Source organism: Turicibacter sp., assembly GCF_017941855.1.
Lineage (GTDB): Bacteria > Bacillota_I > Bacilli_A > MOL361 > Turicibacteraceae > Turicibacter > Turicibacter sanguinis.
The window spans coordinates 40,790-58,235 of the sequence record NZ_JAGAVR010000014.1; the positions used below are offsets into that span (position 1 = coordinate 40,790).

The window sequence follows — 17,446 nt, forward strand, 5'->3', positions numbered from 1 at the left end:
TTTATCTCCCCTTTACAATAGTTCCAATTTTTTCACCTGCAACTGCTTTTTTAATATTCCCAGATTCATTCATATTAAACACTAATAATTCAATATTATTATCCATACATAAAGAAGCTGCAGTTGAGTCCATGACTTGTAAACCTTTATTTAATACTTCTAAATATGATAGTTCGTCATATTTAGTGGCATTAACATTTTTACGTGGGTCATCGTTATAAACTCCATCAACACCGTTTTTAGCCATTAAAATAGCATCAGCATTGATTTCAGCTGCACGTAAGGCAGCCGTTGTATCAGTTGAGAAATAAGGATTTCCAGTTCCTCCACCAAAAATAACAATACGACCTTTTTCAAGATGACGAATCGCACGACGACGAATATATGGTTCAGCAATTTGATTCATATGAATTGAGGTTTGTGTTCTTGTTTGAACTCCACATCCTTCAAGTGCATTTTGAAGAGCTAAGGCATTCATGACAGTTGCTAACATTCCCATATAGTCTGCACTAGAGCGCTCCATTCCCATTTCACTCGCCGTTTTACCACGCCAAATGTTTCCACCACCAACAATGATAGCGATTTCCACACCTGTTTCATATGCACTTTTAATTTCTAAAGCAATTTTCTGTACTGTTTCAGCATCGATACCAAAACCTTTTCCTCCAGCTAATGCTTCTCCACTAAGCTTTAGCACAACACGTTTATACGAAGTCATTAAGGCACCCACTTTCTCATCCATTTATATCCAAAGCAAGGGACACAGTGATGTGTCCCTTAATTAAAATAAGTTGTTATGCGCGAACTTGGCTCATTACTTCTTCTGCGAAGTTAGTAACCACTTTCTCGATTCCTTCTCCAACTTCTAAACGAACGAATAATTTGATAGTTGATCCGTTGTTTGCAGCCCATTTAGCAACTGTTAAATCTCCATCTTTAACGAATGGTTGTTCTAACATACAAACGTCTGCTAAGAATTTGCGGATACGACCTTCAACCATTTTTTCAACGATGTTAGCTGGTTTTCCTTCATTTAATGCTTCTTGAGTTAAGATTTCACGTTCTTTAGTAACAACTTCAGCTGGAACTTCTGATTGTGTTAAGTATTGAGGGTTGATTGCAGCAGCATGCATTGCAGCATCTTTAGCTACTTCTTCTTTACCTTCAACTACTGTTAACGCAGCAATACGTCCACCCATGTGTAAGTAAGATCCGAAGAATTCATTATCTGCTTTTTCAACAACTGTTAAACGACGTAAAGTGATTTTTTCTCCGATTGTTGAAGTTGCTTCGATTAACATTTCGTTAACTGTTACTCCATCAACAGCGATTTCTAATGCTGCTTCAACTGAAGCTGGTTTGTTAGCTACTAAGATTTTTCCTAATTTATCTAATAAAGTTAAGAATTGCTCATTTTTAGCAACGAAGTCTGTTTCAGAGTTTAATTCGAAAATAACTGCTGTATTTCCATCGATAGCTACTGAACATAATCCTTCAGCTGCAACACGATCAGATTTTTTAGCTGCTTTAGAGATTCCGCGCTCACGTAACCAATCGATTGCAGCTGACATATCTCCATTTGTTTCTACTAATGCTTTTTTACAATCCATCATACCTGCACTAGTTTTTTCACGTAATTCTTTAACCATAGCTGCTGTAATTGCCATTATGATTCCTCCTAGTTTTATCTCAATTTAGAGTAAGCTTATATATGCATCCTCTTGATAATAACAAAAAAACACAAATATTGCAATACTTTGCACACTTACAACTTCTTTATTTAAACGAATTTCATCTAAAAAAACTCTTTACTATTGTAAGATGTTTTTTTCAACTTATTCATTTAACGCATTAATTCTTATCTTATTCCATAGACTCTCAAAAAAAATACCTTTCACTCACTTGAGTAAAGGTATTCATTATCAAACTACTAACTACTTCATGTTCCTATAATTTCTTTTCATGACTTCATATGTTCTTGCACTTTATACGATTACTAAAAACACGTGTTGATTCTTTGAGCTTTTTATTTTCGAATCTTTTTTTGAAATAGATGATAACAACCTTTTGACAAAATATTTAAAATACTGCCTAGATTTTTTATAACGTTTTTGTAAGATGATAACTCTTTTTAAACACCTACCCAAGATTTTATTTAGAATTGAAAAAAATCATGATTCTATTTGACTTCACTTAATTAAGTCGTCTCTATTTTTAAGGTGTCTTGAAATAATTTATCATAGTTCGCTTTTATTTTCAAATCCTTTTACTCATTTTTTATTAATTGTAATAATCTAAATCAGATTCATCGGCGACACAAATAATACTTTGAAGTAAAAAGGGTGGAAATGGTAAATCACTTACTCTTAAACGTTTTGGATTTGATACAACTTTTGCACAACGAATTCCATCCTGTGTTAAAACCAATACATATTGATCTTTATAGACATTATCATGTAACGTTGAATAAGTAAATCTTCCATTATATCCTTTAAATTTAACATCTATCACCGTCACCGATTCTAAAGAATCTAATGCATCCACATTTGATTCGATTTCATTTAATTGTTTGGATGCCAGCTCATCGTTTCGCTTATTAGGTAATAAGAAGTAGATAAGCATACCCAAAGCTATAATGGCAATGACAATCATGACTGTAACCAACAAGAATTGTTGCATGCTACCACCTCGCTTAATGTCAAAATTAATATCGTTCTCTCGTTTTTATAATCAAATTTTATCGAATCCACGTCTTGAAATCAACAATATTATGCATATTTTCCCATCATTTTGACGAACCTCAATTTTATTCTTCATTTTTATCTATTTTCGCACAAAAAAAGCCTGATTGAAACCGTTTTAATTGTCGTTTTTTAGCTTTTTCAGTATTTTTTTAATAAAAAAAATCAGCCATTTTATAAAAATGACTAATTTTGTAGAAAAAACAGAGAAACTCTGAACTAAAATAAGAAGTCTTCATCTTTTAACATTTCTACTTTTGTGGTCTTAATATAACCATTTCCTTTCGTTGAGAAAAAGTCATGATTTTTCGTTTCAGTAGAAATTCCGTTTAAAACGATTGGATTAATGTCACTTTCAACAATGTCAAACAAAGGGTTTAAATTTAAACATTGTAAGGCGTAATTCACATTATACTGAATATAACTTACAACGTCATCAATCATGTCTAAGTTCTCATATAACACCTTTGAATACTCTACTTCTACTTCATAGATTTCTTGCATCATCTCAACCGCTTGTTGCTTCAACTTAGCTTGAATCGATTCATCAAATTCACTTAATAATTGCTGAGCAAAAAATCCGACTCCTACTGTGTGCAATTTTTCATCTCGTAAAATTAAGTTAATAATTTCCCCACTATTAACCATTTTCCCTTGTCCAGCTAACCATAAAGGTAAATAAAACCCACTATAAAAACAAATCCCTTCTAAACACAAACACCCGACCATCGACATAAATAATGATTCCTTATCCGCAACTCCATAATATGAACGCATAATTTGATCTACTTTTTCTTGAAGAGGCTTCGTTTCTTCGACCCAATTAAATAACTCTTCAATTCGCTCCGTTGTACAAAGCGTTTGAAAAATCGTGGAATAGGAACGAGCGTGAATACTTTCAAAACCGGCAAACAAAGCTAAAATACTTTTAATAAATAAGTTATCTGATTTCTCAGCAATTTTTTGAATCCCTGTTGACTGCTCTGTATCAAGCAAGGTTAACCCACCTAAAATACGCTCGTAAGTCAGTTTAATATTTTCATCTAATGTATCCCAAATAGATTTATCTTCTGAAACCGGAATTTCTTCTGGTAGCCAAAATTGTTCCGTTTGTTTTAAATATAAATCATCATAAAATTGATAATCTGGCGCATTCCAGTTGACCGCTTGATATATTTTCTTCATTATAATCGTCCTTTACTAACTAAATTTGAATTAAACAGAACAAGTCGTACATTCTTCAAATGATAGATTTTTGGTACGCGTGTAGTATAAACTCTTTAACCCAAGATGATGGGCATATAAATAATATCTCACTAATTCTCGTGTACTGGTATGACTATCAACATAAAGTGTCGTACTAATCCCTTGATCAATATGAGGTTGTACCTGAGCTATTAATTCTAAAACCTTCATCATATCCATACGGTAGGCTGATTTATAGAAGAACATATTATCCTCTGCTAAATAAGGCATTGGATAATACGTTGTCGCATTTCCATAAGTTCGACGTTCCACTAAATCCACCACAGGTAAAATACTTGCCGTTGCATTTTGAATGTACCCGATACTTTGAGTTGGGGCAATTGCCAGACGGTAAGCATGATACATTCCGTTTTCTTTGACACTTTTAGCTAAGTGAGCCCAATCATTTTTAGTTGGAATGACCATCTCGTGAAATAGCTCCTTCACACGATCAGATTTAGGCGTAAAATCCTCTGTTAAATATAACTTAAAATACTCACCGCTTGCATAATCGGATTTTTCAAATCCAATAAATGAGCGACCTTTTTCCATTGCAATTTGCATGCTACGCTCAATTGAATAATAATTGACCATCATGAAATAAGTACGAACAAATTCCTTTGCTAATTCACTTTCGTAGGCAATTTTATTTTTGGCGAAGTATCCATGTAAATTCATGCTTCCAAGACCTACAGCATTTAATTCTTCATTTGCTTTTTGAATGCCTGGCGCATTTTTAATCTGAGACAAGCTCGAAACCGCTGTTAAAGCATCCATCCCAGCATAAACACTTTCTTTGAGCGCTCGTCTTTCCATGACATTCACAATATTTAAAGATCCTAAATTACAACTAATATCACGTCGAATTTGATCTTCTTCCCCATAGTCTGTTATGGTTGAAGTTTCTTGTAATTGGAAAATTTCTGTACATAAATTTGACATCTTAATTTGTCCAATTTCCTTTAAAGGATGGGCAGCATTCGCATTTGACTTAAAGACGATGTATGGGTACCCAGATTCAAATTGCATTTTTGCAATATGCGTCAATAATTTCCTTGGATCCAATTGACGTTTTTTGATTGCCGGATTTTGAACTAATTCATCATACACCTCATCTAAATTTAAATCATCTAAATGCTTTCCAGTCGCTAAAAACACCGTATGTGGGGCAAAAACATACATCGGTTGATTTTCTTTCGCTAGATTAATAAATTTACTCGGAACAATTAAGCCGATTGATAATGTCTGAATACGACTTTTTTCATCCGCATTAATTTTTTTAGTATCTAAAAATTCCTCAACATCCCAGTGGAAGACATTCAAATAAGCTGCTCCAGCCCCTGGTCGTTGCCCTAACTGATTAACATAACTAAATGAATCTTCAAGTAGCTTCATCACAGGCAATACCCCACTAGCCGCATTCTCAATTTCTTTGATTGACTCATTTCGAGCACGTAATTTCGATAAATTTAAGGCAACACCGCCCCCAATTTTAGAAAGTTGCATCGAGGTATTTAAATTATAAGTAATCGAGTTTAAGGAATCATCCATTTCAAGTAAAAAACATGACACCATTTCACCACGTCGTGCTTTTCCTGCATTTAAAAATGTCGGTGTCGCTGGTTGATAGCGTTGTTCAATCATCGCAATTGCAAATTCGAATGCTTTATTCACATCACCTTGTGCTAAATATAAGGCAACTGCAACGATACGGTCCTCATAATATTCTAAATAATATTGATGATCATTTGTTTTTAGAGCGTAATCTTTATAAAACTTTGATACTGCCATAAAAGACTGGAACTTAAACTGATAAGAAAAAACTTTTTCTTTAATCATGACAATCTCTTCAATGTGATACCACTTAAAAAAGTTTTCATAATAATGATGCTCAATCAGCCATTCATAACGTTCTTTCTCCGACGTAAAGGTCTTCATTTTCGACTTCACCTCAATTAAAAAAGCCTCCACGGCTAAGTGATCTTTTTCTAATTGATAAAAATCGTTTTGTTTTTGCATCAGTTCATTATTTAGTTGTATGTATTCTTTTTCCATATTTTCACCCTTTGATTTTCTTAAAAGTTGCAACTATTTCTCTTTTAAAAAGAAGTGCTTTTCCATCATAGCACGCTCGACGTTTTTTTCCTAATCATATGCGTCGAATTTTTATCATTGCTGTCCTTATTTAGTATTTAACTTTCAGTTAAACCTCATCCGATAAAAATAAAAAACGTATAAGGAGCCATTCCCTATACGTTTCATGAATATTAGTCTTCCTCTTTAACTAAATTTGTTGTTTCTGCTAAAGACGCAATTAAACCACTGACATTTTGAATTTCTGATGGAATAATTAATTTCGTTGCTTTTCCATCTGCAACTTGTGCTAATGCTTCAAATGATTTAATCGTTAATACTTCTTTTGTTGGACAAGATGCATTTAACATACGAAGTCCTTCAGCTGTGGCTTCTTGGACTTTAAGAATCGCCTCTGCTTCCCCTTCAGCACGTCTAATTTGTGCTTCCTTATCTGCTTCAGCTGATAAAATCATCGCCTGTTTACGCGCCTCTGCTTCAAGAATTTGAGACTCTTTCAACCCTTCTGCACGTAAAATATTAGATGTTTTTTCTCCTTCTGCTTGCAAGATTTTTTCACGACGTTCACGTTCTGCACGCATTTGTTTTTCCATCGCAGCCTGAATATCTTGTGGAGGAACAATATTTTTAACTTCGACACGATTAATTTTAATTCCCCATGGGTCCGTTGCTTCATCTAAAACAGAACGCATACGCGTATTAATAATGTCACGTGATGTTAATGTTTCATCTAATTCTAACTCCCCAATAATATTACGTAAAGTTGTTGCTGTTAAATTTTCGATTGCTGCAAATGGATTACTAACCCCATAAGTAAATAATTTAGGATCCGTAATTTGGAAAAAGACAACGGTATCAATTTGCATCGTTACATTATCTTTTGTAATGACAGGCTGTGGTCTAAAATCAATAACTTGTTCTTTTAATAAGACTTTATTCGCGACACGATCCATAATTGGAATTTTAACATGTAAACCAACATTCCAAGTGGCAGCATAAGCTCCAAATCGCTCGATAACATACGCATTCGCTTGGGGTACTACTTTAATATTCGATGCAATTAAAATAATGACAATAAAAATCAAAACTACAAAAATCCACATAAATCCATCTCCTATCGCTTTTTTATTTTACAATAACCGTAACGCCTTCAATTCGTAAAACTGTTACAATCTCATTTACTTCATACGTTTGTTTTGAATCAGATACTGTACGCCAAACTTTCCCCTCAAGTTTTACTTCACCTGCTTCATGAGGTAAGATTGTTTTGACAACAATCGCTTCTTTTCCAATTAACTCTTCTACATTTGTTTTATGTTGTCCAATTTTAAGCTTTTCAACTGCTACTTTACGTGTGGTTGAAACTAAAATTAAAGACACACACAAGAAAATTATTAATTGAATAAAGAAAGAATCGATGACAAAGGCAAACAACATCGCGATTAATGCTCCAATTGCAAACCAAATTGAAATAATCCCTAGCGTCATCGCTTCAACTACCCCAAATACAATTGCAACAATTAACCAAAGCCATGTACAAGACATTCCTAACACTGAACTAGCTAAGATCAACATCCGCCTCACTCCATTCTTCATATACCTTTTCATTATATCAAACTTACTTAAGGTTTAACACTTATTCCCAATTATTTTATTTTATTTCCTATCTTTTCTCGCACGGGGATGAGCCAATGCATAGGCTTGTCGTAAATGTTCTTTTGAAACATGCGTATAAATTTGCGTACTCGATAAATTTTCATGGCCTAATAATTCTTGAACCGAGCGTAAATCAGCCCCATTGTTTAACAAATGCGTCGCAAACGTATGACGTATCATATGAGGAGCCACCTTAATATGTTTCGCGGTTTGATTGGTCATTCGACTCAAAATATCACGAACACCTCTTTCTGTTAAAGGAGTTCCAAGGTGATTTAAAAATAATACATCGGTTTCTAGGTTAGATTTCTTTAATAATTGAGGGCGGCTTCTTTGTAAATACGCCTCGATTGCTTCAACTGCAAACTCGCCAATTGGAACATAACGATCTTTCCCACCTTTACCATGAATTAAAACCGTTCCAAGCTCAACATTTAATTGGGATTGCTTCATCTGACAACACTCAGAAACTCGAATTCCCGTTCCATATAATAATTCTAACAAAGCATAATTACGACATCCAAGAATTGAAGTTTGATCAATACTATCAAAAAGGGCTTGTAATTCTTCTTCATATAAAAACTGAGGCAACGTTTCTGCTTTTTTAGGGCCTTTCATAATTAAAAATGGATTTTGTTTAACCTGTTTTTCTTTTAATAAAAATTGATAATAGGAACGCAATGATGATAATTTACGACTCATCGTGCTTCTTGATAATTGGTGCGTATAACAATCATTCAAATAACTTCTCACATCGGAATAATCAAATTCAAACTCGTTAATTCCTTCTCGTTGACAAAAACTAAACCACTCTTTTACATCTCGCTCATAATTTAATAAGGTATGCTCAGAATAACGCTTCTCGTACTTTAAATAATCCATATATTTCAAAATCCATTCATTCATAGGATCCCTCCTGTTCAGATAAAGAAAACAGTCCCCTACATGGGAACTGCTTCACTCTGTTTCCGTTGGTAATGGTTCTAATTTTGAAATAAGTGACATTGCTTCTTTTTCAGTCACCGCCACGACATCATTTATTTGATCATTTTCTGCAATTTGCAACGTATTAGAATCTAATAGGGAGAGAGTCAGATAACTTTCTAAGCCATTCAAATACCTCACATAAAGGTTCATCACGGTTCCAGCGGAATATAAAACCTCATACTGTCCTCTTAGATAACTCCACTGCCCCTCTTCTTGTTTCATCATCTCGATGTGACCTTCAGAATCAAAATAATAAATTATCGGAATTTCATCAACCTCAACCATCCAATACCCGGTAATAGCTGTTAACTCCACTTCCTTTTGATACAATTGAGTGTTATGAAAGAAGATATTTTTATAGTGTCCACTTTGATCAACTATCACTTCTTTTACCCCTTCAAAGGGTTTATAGTAAATCTGCCCTTTTTTATGATAGTAGACACCTTGATTACCTAGAGCAAACCCTGAAACAGATTCATCAATTTTTGTTGTTAAGCCTTTATATTCTAAATATAAGTCATTAATTGAATTCATATAAGCAACATGCGTCCCATTATAATCATATTGATAAACATCCTGTGCTACGACTTGTACTTGATGATTTCGATCAATTAAGTATAAGTCATCATTACTTTTATATGTCGCGCAATCTAATTCAGTGTCAATATTTATTTGTCCCACATTAGACCCTAAAAAAGTAACGTCAGAAGATTCAACATCTAATCCATACAATTCACTTTTATCTGTTAAATAATAAACGTATGTTCCTTGAGTCATGATCGAATAATTGATGACATTGGCAAGATGGATCGGGTCAGGATTAAGCGAAGACATCACCGTCATCGTCCCCATTCCACTTTCAAGATTTAACTCTGAAAAATAGACCATAGTTTCGAAATTTTTACTATAAGTTGGAAACATTAGCCAGTCTGTTACCTCATCAATCACTTTATAGGTCATGGCACGGTCATCAGCTAGTTTCACAACAATCCCTTGATTTTTTGCCCAAATCATCATGCTCTGATTAGCTTTTTCGAAACGATAAGCCATCACAGATGGTTGTTCATAAATAATTTTTCCATCGTGATTAATAACTCTTAAGGTATCTTGATCATCCTGTACAATAATGAGTTGACCATTCAAAGTCGTATCAAATAGTTTAACCGTTCCTTCAAATAAGATATTTGACTCTTCATCTTCAAGTAAATATAAATTTTGATTTTCTAATCCACTATAAACAATTTGATGACTCTCACCTAGGATTTTCAAATCGCTCGCAGCTGGAACAAATTGCGGTTTTTTATTTTCTAAAAACCAAACAATCCATCGATTATCCTTCTTTTGAATTTTAATCGTGTTCGTTGCTTTATCAAAATCAAAATAACTAACTTGATCCGATAACTTATATTGTACTAACGTTGGATCGAGATAAAATAAATCATTCTCAACTGTTTGCAAAAAAAGTCCCTCTTCAGAATGTTGACTTGTTAATTGGGACGCCCCTAAAGGGTGACTCAATTCTTGTTCGTTAGAACTTTGTTGTAGGATATCACTCGGTTGTAAAATTTCATTTCCTCGTCCCACACATCCCGTTAAAATAAAGAGAAGCCCCCATAAAGCAATAACCTTTCTCATTTCCCCTATTCACCCTCAATATCTTTAGATTAACTCAGCACATTCTTTAATTTTTTCAATCGCACGTGCAGCATATAATGCTTTTTTCTCTTTCTTTTTCACACGTCCTGGTAAATCTAAGAATAGACCAAAGTTTGCATTCATCGGTTGGAATCCATCTTGTGAGGTATGAGTAATATAATAAGCCATTGATCCCATAGCTGTTTCACGTGGGAACTCAATTAACGCTTCCCCTAAAATATACTTCGCCATATTAATTCCGGCTACCATTCCTGATGCCGCTGATTCAACATATCCTTCAACTCCTGTTAATTGTCCAGCAAAGAATAAATCTTCTCTTGCTTTAAATTGATAGGTTGCATTTAATAACACAGGTGAATTAATAAATGAATTACGATGCATGACACCATAACGGACAATTTCAGCATTTTCAAGCCCTGGAATCATTTGAACAATTCGTTTTTGTTCTCCCCATTTTAAATGGGTTTGGAATCCAACTAAGTTATATAACGTTCCCGCTGCATTATCTTGTCGTAATTGAACAACAGCATATGGTGTTTGGCCTGTTTTCGGATCTTCAAGACCAACTGGTTTCATCGGACCAAATAAAACAGTTTGACGACCACGTTTAGCCATGACTTCAATCGGCATACATCCTTCAAAGAAGACTTCTTTTTCAAATTCCTTAGCTGGAACGACCTCAGCTGTGATTAAAGCTTCATGCCAAGCATTAAATTCTTCCTCTGACATTGGACAATTCAAATAAGCTGCTTCTCCTTTGTCATAACGTGATTTTAAATAAACTTTATCAAAATTAATTGAATCTTTTTCAATAATAGGTGCTGCCGCATCATAGAAATAAAATGATCCTTGCCCCGTCATTTCACGAATTGTCTCACTTAAAGCATCACTCGTTAAAGGACCTGTTGCCACAATAGTCGGTCCTTCTGGAAGCTCTGTTAACTCTTCACGAATCACTTCAACATTTGGATGATTTGATAAAAACTCTGTAATATAGCCTGAAAATCCTTCGCGGTCTACAGCTAGGGCCCCACCTGCTGGAACTTTATGCATATCTGCAGCTGTCATAATTAATGAGTCTAAAATACGCATTTCTTCTTTTAAAACTCCAACAGCATTCGCTAATCCATCAGCACGTAAAGAATTTGAACAAACTAACTCTGCAAAATTTTGCGTATGATGAGCCGGTGTATTTTTAACTGGTCGCATTTCGTATAATTTAACTTGAATTCCACGTTTAGCTAGCTGATATGCTGCTTCAGATCCAGCTAAACCTGCTCCAATAACATTTACATATTTCATTTTATATTGCCTCCTAAGTTGCTAACTAATTTATTGCTACAAATGATGATTATATCACAAATCAGGCTTCCTGCTAATAACATTTGCAAAAGCACTGGCCACTCTGATAAAATTCCTCGCCACATTAAATGCAAAATCAGACAACAAGTCATCACCAACATCACTCGAATCGATTTTACTTTTAGATGATTTCTTTTTAACGCCAACAATTCCATTCCTTCTTTGAGAATAATCATCAACATAAATAATAGTTCAGACATCTTTACTCCTCTATATTTATTCCAACTATAGCATAGATGAAAATCACCATTGGCTATTTGCTCCATTATAACACATTCTGACAATATATTAGAACTACTAATAGTTTTCTGTCGTTCAAAACTTTTAGTGATTCTATCGTTACACCTTCCTATCAAATAAATCTAAGTCCTAAGTTTGATGATGGGTAATTTTTCTATATAGAGACAGTCTGAGTTAAATAAAAACTCATTGATGCTTGAGACGCACCAATGAGTTTTTTCTATTTTTCTTTGTAGTCACACTCTTTGTTTGAGCACTGAACTTCGTTTTTCTTCCCTTTAACTACTAATTGTTCCTGACATTTCGGACAAGTTTTTCCAATCGGTTTATGCCAAAGCGCGAAATCACACGATGGATATTGGTTACATCCATAAAAGACCTTTCCACGTCTTGTTTTCTTTTCGACAACTTCTCCTGTTTCACATTTTGGACACTTAACCCCAATTGAAACAGGTGCTGTCTCTTCTTTTTGTTCTTTTTTAATATACTTACACGTCGGATAAGCACTACACGCCACAAATTCACCATATCGACCTCGACGAATCACAAGTGGTGCGCCACATTCTGGACAAGGCTCACCAATCTCCACCGGTGCAATCTTTTCCATATTCTTTTGCGCATCCTCAAGCATTGGCATGAAATGATCATAAAACACTTTTAATTCGTCATACCAAACCTTCTGACCTTTTGCAATTTCATCAAGATTTTGCTCCATTCCTGCTGTATACTCAACATTAATGAATTCAGAGAAGAACTCTGCTAATTTATCACTCGTTAAAATTCCTTGATCCGTTGGTTTAAATTTCTTATCTTCAATGGCCACGTACCCACGATTCTTCAGTGTTTCCATCGTTTGAGCATAAGTAGAAGGACGACCAATTCCTAACTCTTCCATTTCTTTAATTAATTTAGCTTCAGAGTAACGAGCCGGTGGTTGTGTAAAGTGTTGTTGTGGTTCAACATCAAGTAACGATAAAACATCTCCTTCACTTAAACGAGGAAGCGCCGCATTTTTAGTTTCTTCATAGCTGTATACACGTAAGTACCCATCAAAAACTAAGACTTGACCATTTACACGGAATAAATAATCATTTGATTTCACTTCAATCGTTGTTGCTTCAACTGTGGCACTCTTCATCAAACTTGCGACTGCACGTTCCCAAATTAATTTATATAAACGTAGTTCATCTCGTTTCAAATAAGGTTTCATCTCATCAGGTGTTCTAGTCACCGATGATGGACGAATTGCCTCATGAGCTTCCTGTGCATTTTTTACTTTTTTAGCTGCCGTTGCTCCTGTTTTAACATAATTCGAACCATACGCCTCTTTAATATACGCTTTAGCCGCATCGACAAAGTTGTCTGCTAAACGAGTAGAATCCGTACGCATATACGTAATTAACCCGACAGTTTCTGAACCAACATCTACCCCTTCATATAACTTCTGAGCAATGGTCATGGTCTTTTTAGCATTAAATCCTAATTTACTAGCAGCCTCTTGTTGAAGAGTAGAGGTGATAAATGGTAATTTAGGTTGTTTTAATTTATTTTTCTTTTCAACCTTTTCGACCACATAAGGATCACTTAATTCTGAAAGAATTTGTTTAACCTCATCTTCATTGTGAATCGTCAATTTCTTATTGGCTTTTTTCATCAGTTCAGCTTCAATTTTAGCTTGTTCACGACCAAACATTGCATGGACAGACCAATATTCTTCACTAATAAATTTTTGAATTTCTTTTTCACGCTCAACAATTAATTTTAAAGCAACTGATTGCACACGTCCGGCACTTTTACTTTTGATTTTACTTTGAAGTAATTTACTTAATTTAAATCCGATGATACGGTCTAAAATACGGCGACTCTCTTGTGAACGAACTAAATCCATATCAATAGCACGTGGATGTTTAAAAGCTTCTAAAATAGCATCTTTGGTAATTTCATTAAAAACAACGCGACGATTTAACGAAACATCTAATCCTAATACATCTGCTAAATGCCAACTAATCGCTTCCCCTTCACGGTCGGGGTCAGTTGCAAGATAAACAGCATCTGAATTTTTAGCCGCTTGTTTTAACTCTTTAATCACTTTAGACTTTCCAGTCACATTTTTATAATTCGGTTTAAATTGGTCTTCTACATCAACCCCTAAACCACCAGGGCCTGTTGTGGCTAAGTCACGAATATGTCCAACACTTGAAAGAACCGTATAATCCTTTCCTAAATAGTTTTCTATCGTCTTAGCTTTTGCAGGAGACTCTACAATAACCAGATTTTTCCCCATCTTTATCACCTTTTCTATCAAAAATCAATCAATTTATGTATCCATTCATCAATCAGTCATGATGCAATGACTTATTTTCTTCATTTAACCCATCAATTATAACGTATCAAACTATTTGTTCTCTTGGTGTCAACTCATCGGTGTGATATGAATCAAAATAAAACACAAAAAATATTACTGGTTTATATCAAGCTTGTCAATATTTAAACTATAATTTAACAATATTATCGTCCTACCTTTACCGATTCTCTTCTTTTTTCCCCTAAATCCTCCAAAATATTTTTACTATATTTGGATTTATGTTATAATCTTTCAATAAATTATGATAAAAACCGGGAGGATAAATCATGAATAACTTTAAAAAAATGATATTTTCAATCATCACGCTTGGACTCGCTATCGGAGTGGTAGTGACCTTCATTTTCAAAGATCATCAGATCTTACAGCATAATTCAGACGTTGAGATACAACCTGAAGCCATTGAAGAAGAACATTTAGCTAATCAAAAGGTCATGTATTTAACATTTGATGATGGTCCAAGTGAGTACACTAAAAAAATTGTCGATATTTTAGATGAACACCAAGTTCCTGCAACCTTCTTTTTTATTGGAAAAAATGTCGATGGAAAAGAAGATTCGGTTCGTTATGCTGCCAAGCATGGTCATACGATTGGCCTACATTCAATCTCTCACAATCGTGATGTGATTTATAACGAAGCAGAACCTTATAAACTACTTGAAGAGTCTTTAGAACTCCAATCTTATCTTGAACCCTTAATTGGTTATAAAACTGTTATTATTCGCCCCCCTTATGGAAGCTCTTTTATGCCTGATGTTATTTTTAATAACGTTGGAGAAGCCGGATTCAAAATTTGGGACTGGTCAATCGATACCAATGATTGGCGTGAAGAAACAACCGTCGAATCGATTATGACCTTTTTAAATGAGTTTCCTGCGGGGGAAAGAGAGATATTACTTGAACACGAGCTTCCGATTACTCTAGAAGTATTACCTCTGATTATTTCCCACTATAAAGAACAAGGCTATCTCTTCAAAGCCTATAATCAAGACGAGCACTTTCCTTATAATTTCCATCTAAATGATAACTATTAAAAAAGGTGAGGCTAACAGCTGTTAGTCTCACCTTTTTTCTTTCCTCTATAACGGATAAATCATCTTTAATTCATCTAATATCTCTTTATAATCAGTTAAACAATTCGCTCCTTCTTTAATTAATTCTAAACTCCCTTCTGAATAGATAGAATTATATTCTCCTGGTAAAGCATAAATAATTTTTCCATCGTATAAAGCCTGTTTGGCTACATGCGTCATTCTTCCTTCTTTAGTTGCTTCAATAATCATTAAAATATCACTCAAAGCTGTAATAATTCGATTTCTCAGGTAAAAATGTTGTCGCCCTATCGGAATATGCGGGGGAAACTCACTGATAACTAAATGTCCCTTTGCCATTAATTGATAAAGTTGATAATTTTCCGACGGATAAATTCTTGAAAATCCAGACGCTAACACGGCAATACTTTTTCCATTTTTAGAAGAGACATGATGTGCAATCGCATCAATCCCTAAATCCAAGCCCCCAACTATCACGATGTTTTGGTTAATTAATTGAGCAACTAAGGTCTGGCATGATTTCATTCCATAAGTTGAAGGCCGATTCGTTCCCATAATTCCAATTTTTTTCTCTTTAAGTAAGTTAAGGTCTCCTTGATAATACAAGACAAAGGGTGGCATTTCCATTTGTTTAAAATAACTGGGATATTCCTCATCAACAATCGTGACAATTCTAGTTTGAATGTCATCAAATAAGGATTCAGCTGATGGTTCAATAGAAAACTGTGTTAATTTAGGATCTTGTCTTAATGCCTCATACATTAAAAACCAATTTCCACGCTTCAGAATACTTAACTTTATTAATCGATTTCGCATTGTCATATCATCACCTACTGTGATATACGCTTTACTTGTCTATTTTCCTTCTGAAAAGATAAAAAAAAGAGCTTATATAATTAAAAGCTCTCTTAATCTAATTAAATTTTGAACGAATTGGTTCAAATGACTTACGATGTTCAGAAATAATTCCATGTTGCTCGATAGCTAGTAAATGTTCTTTTGTCCCATATCCAACGTGGCGTTCAAACCCATATTGCGGATAAGCTGAACCTAACTTCTTCATATAGGCATCACGTGTTACTTTGGCAATAATACTGGCTGCTGCTATCGAAACACTTTTAGAATCACCTTTAATAATTGATGTTTGAGGAATATCTAATCTCGGTAGACTCATAGCATCTAGTAATAAATGTTGAGGTTTAGGATTTAATTTTGAAACGGCTCGTTCCATTGCAATTTTAGTTGCCTCATAGATATTATATTGATCAATTTCTTCACTCGTACAAATTCCAATCCCAATACTAATCGCATTCTTTTTGATTTGCTCATAAAAATATAGTCGTTTAGGCTCTGATAATTTCTTAGAATCATCAATTCCAAACAACCAACAATCTGCAGGTAAGATAACAGCTGCCGCAATAACCGGTCCCGCTAACGGTCCACGTCCAACCTCATCGACTCCGGCAATTAATTCGATTCCACTGTAACGCAATTCATTTTCATAAATTGACATCGTAATAAATTTTTGAAACTCATCATATTCTTTTTGAATCTTATTTTCATACTGTTTTAGTAGTTTTTGAACGCTCGTACGTCCATCTTGTTTTAATTCATCTATAAATACTTCATCAACAACATCTTGTTGTAAGATTCTTTTTATTTCCTCTACCGTGTACTTTTCACTCATTGTGCAGCTCACCTTTCCAATTAAAAAGCGATAACTTATTCATTCTACCAACGTTTTGTAAAATAGTCAACATTGTCAGTAAAAGTGCCTAAATTTCTAATTTTAAACCTCTATCTTCCATTTTCAAACTTTTTTAATTTTAACATCATTTTTATCCAATTTCTACATCATTTTAAATTTGTTTCTCATTTATAGACAAAATTCTTCTTTTTTCTCAAATCAAATAAAAAGAGAATGAATTCCTAATCTTAGAACTCATTCTCTTTCTATCTAGACAGAAGTATTTTTAAAATTAGACTTCATCCTGAAGCCTTGTTACAAATAAAGCACACTTTAATTCAAATAAAAGCTTCCCAAGTCCGAA

At 34.3% G+C, this 17,446-nt stretch carries 15 protein-coding genes; 1 reads left to right on the top strand and 14 read right to left on the bottom strand.

Going from position 1 to position 17,446, the window contains the following annotated elements:
* Window position 1 precedes the first annotated feature (1 nt).
* The 12 genes from pyrH to topA all read right to left on the bottom strand — a co-directional run bounded on the left by pyrH (window position 2) and on the right by topA (window position 14,265).
* Window positions 2–742: a UMP kinase gene (gene pyrH / locus J6D32_RS02610; protein ID WP_006783772.1), complete on the bottom strand. Its 741-nt coding sequence runs from the start codon at window positions 740–742 to the stop codon at window positions 2–4.
* A gap of 52 nt (window positions 743–794) precedes the next feature.
* Window positions 795–1,667 carry a translation elongation factor Ts gene (tsf, locus tag J6D32_RS02615; protein WP_006783773.1) on the bottom strand — a complete coding sequence of 291 codons (873 nt, stop codon included), beginning with the start codon at window positions 1,665–1,667 and terminating at the stop codon, window positions 795–797.
* Window positions 1,668–2,280: 613 nt separating this feature from the next.
* Window positions 2,281–2,679, bottom strand: coding sequence for a hypothetical protein (locus J6D32_RS02620; protein ID WP_009606630.1), 399 nt, complete (start codon window positions 2,677–2,679; stop codon window positions 2,281–2,283).
* Window positions 2,680–2,960: 281 nt separating this feature from the next.
* Window positions 2,961–3,926: a class 1b ribonucleoside-diphosphate reductase subunit beta gene (gene nrdF, locus J6D32_RS02625; RefSeq protein WP_006783774.1), complete on the bottom strand. Its 966-nt coding sequence runs from the start codon at window positions 3,924–3,926 to the stop codon at window positions 2,961–2,963.
* A gap of 30 nt (window positions 3,927–3,956) precedes the next feature.
* Window positions 3,957–6,041 carry a class 1b ribonucleoside-diphosphate reductase subunit alpha gene (nrdE, locus tag J6D32_RS02630; protein WP_006783775.1) on the bottom strand — a complete coding sequence of 695 codons (2,085 nt, stop codon included), beginning with the start codon at window positions 6,039–6,041 and terminating at the stop codon, window positions 3,957–3,959.
* 212 nt (window positions 6,042–6,253) lie between these two features.
* Window positions 6,254–7,183 carry an SPFH domain-containing protein gene (locus J6D32_RS02635; RefSeq protein WP_006783776.1) on the bottom strand — a complete coding sequence of 310 codons (930 nt, stop codon included), beginning with the start codon at window positions 7,181–7,183 and terminating at the stop codon, window positions 6,254–6,256.
* A 22-nt stretch (window positions 7,184–7,205) separates the two neighbouring features.
* Window positions 7,206–7,655: an NfeD family protein gene (locus tag J6D32_RS02640; RefSeq protein WP_229040029.1), complete on the bottom strand. Its 450-nt coding sequence runs from the start codon at window positions 7,653–7,655 to the stop codon at window positions 7,206–7,208.
* A gap of 81 nt (window positions 7,656–7,736) precedes the next feature.
* Window positions 7,737–8,642: a tyrosine recombinase XerC gene (xerC, locus tag J6D32_RS02645; RefSeq protein WP_006783778.1), complete on the bottom strand. Its 906-nt coding sequence runs from the start codon at window positions 8,640–8,642 to the stop codon at window positions 7,737–7,739.
* Window positions 8,643–8,693: 51 nt separating this feature from the next.
* A complete protein-coding gene (locus tag J6D32_RS02650) occupies window positions 8,694–10,358 on the bottom strand; it encodes a hypothetical protein (protein ID WP_006783779.1) in 1,665 nt (554 codons plus the stop codon).
* Between the two features lie 24 nt (window positions 10,359–10,382).
* A complete protein-coding gene (gene trmFO / locus J6D32_RS02655) occupies window positions 10,383–11,681 on the bottom strand; it encodes an FADH(2)-oxidizing methylenetetrahydrofolate--tRNA-(uracil(54)-C(5))-methyltransferase TrmFO (protein WP_006783780.1) in 1,299 nt (432 codons plus the stop codon).
* Complete coding sequence (locus J6D32_RS02660; RefSeq protein WP_006783781.1) at window positions 11,678–11,941, bottom strand: hypothetical protein; 264 nt, start codon at window positions 11,939–11,941, stop codon at window positions 11,678–11,680. Before J6D32_RS02660 ends, trmFO begins: the two co-directional genes overlap by 4 nt.
* Before the next feature lie 260 nt (window positions 11,942–12,201).
* Window positions 12,202–14,265: a type I DNA topoisomerase gene (gene topA / locus J6D32_RS02665; RefSeq protein WP_055163662.1), complete on the bottom strand. Its 2,064-nt coding sequence runs from the start codon at window positions 14,263–14,265 to the stop codon at window positions 12,202–12,204.
* Window positions 14,266–14,612: 347 nt separating this feature from the next.
* Here topA and J6D32_RS02670 point away from each other — a divergent pair, with 347 nt between their 5' ends.
* Window positions 14,613–15,377 carry a polysaccharide deacetylase family protein gene (locus tag J6D32_RS02670; RefSeq protein ID WP_009606632.1) on the top strand — a complete coding sequence of 255 codons (765 nt, stop codon included), beginning with the start codon at window positions 14,613–14,615 and terminating at the stop codon, window positions 15,375–15,377.
* A gap of 45 nt (window positions 15,378–15,422) precedes the next feature.
* Here J6D32_RS02670 and J6D32_RS02675 read toward each other — a convergent pair whose 3' ends face one another.
* Window positions 15,423–16,217, bottom strand: coding sequence for a DNA-processing protein DprA (locus tag J6D32_RS02675; RefSeq protein WP_006783784.1), 795 nt, complete (start codon window positions 16,215–16,217; stop codon window positions 15,423–15,425).
* Between the two features lie 91 nt (window positions 16,218–16,308).
* Window positions 16,309–17,082 carry a ribonuclease HII gene (gene rnhB, locus J6D32_RS02680; RefSeq protein WP_055163659.1) on the bottom strand — a complete coding sequence of 258 codons (774 nt, stop codon included), beginning with the start codon at window positions 17,080–17,082 and terminating at the stop codon, window positions 16,309–16,311.
* Window positions 17,083–17,446 lie beyond the last annotated feature (364 nt).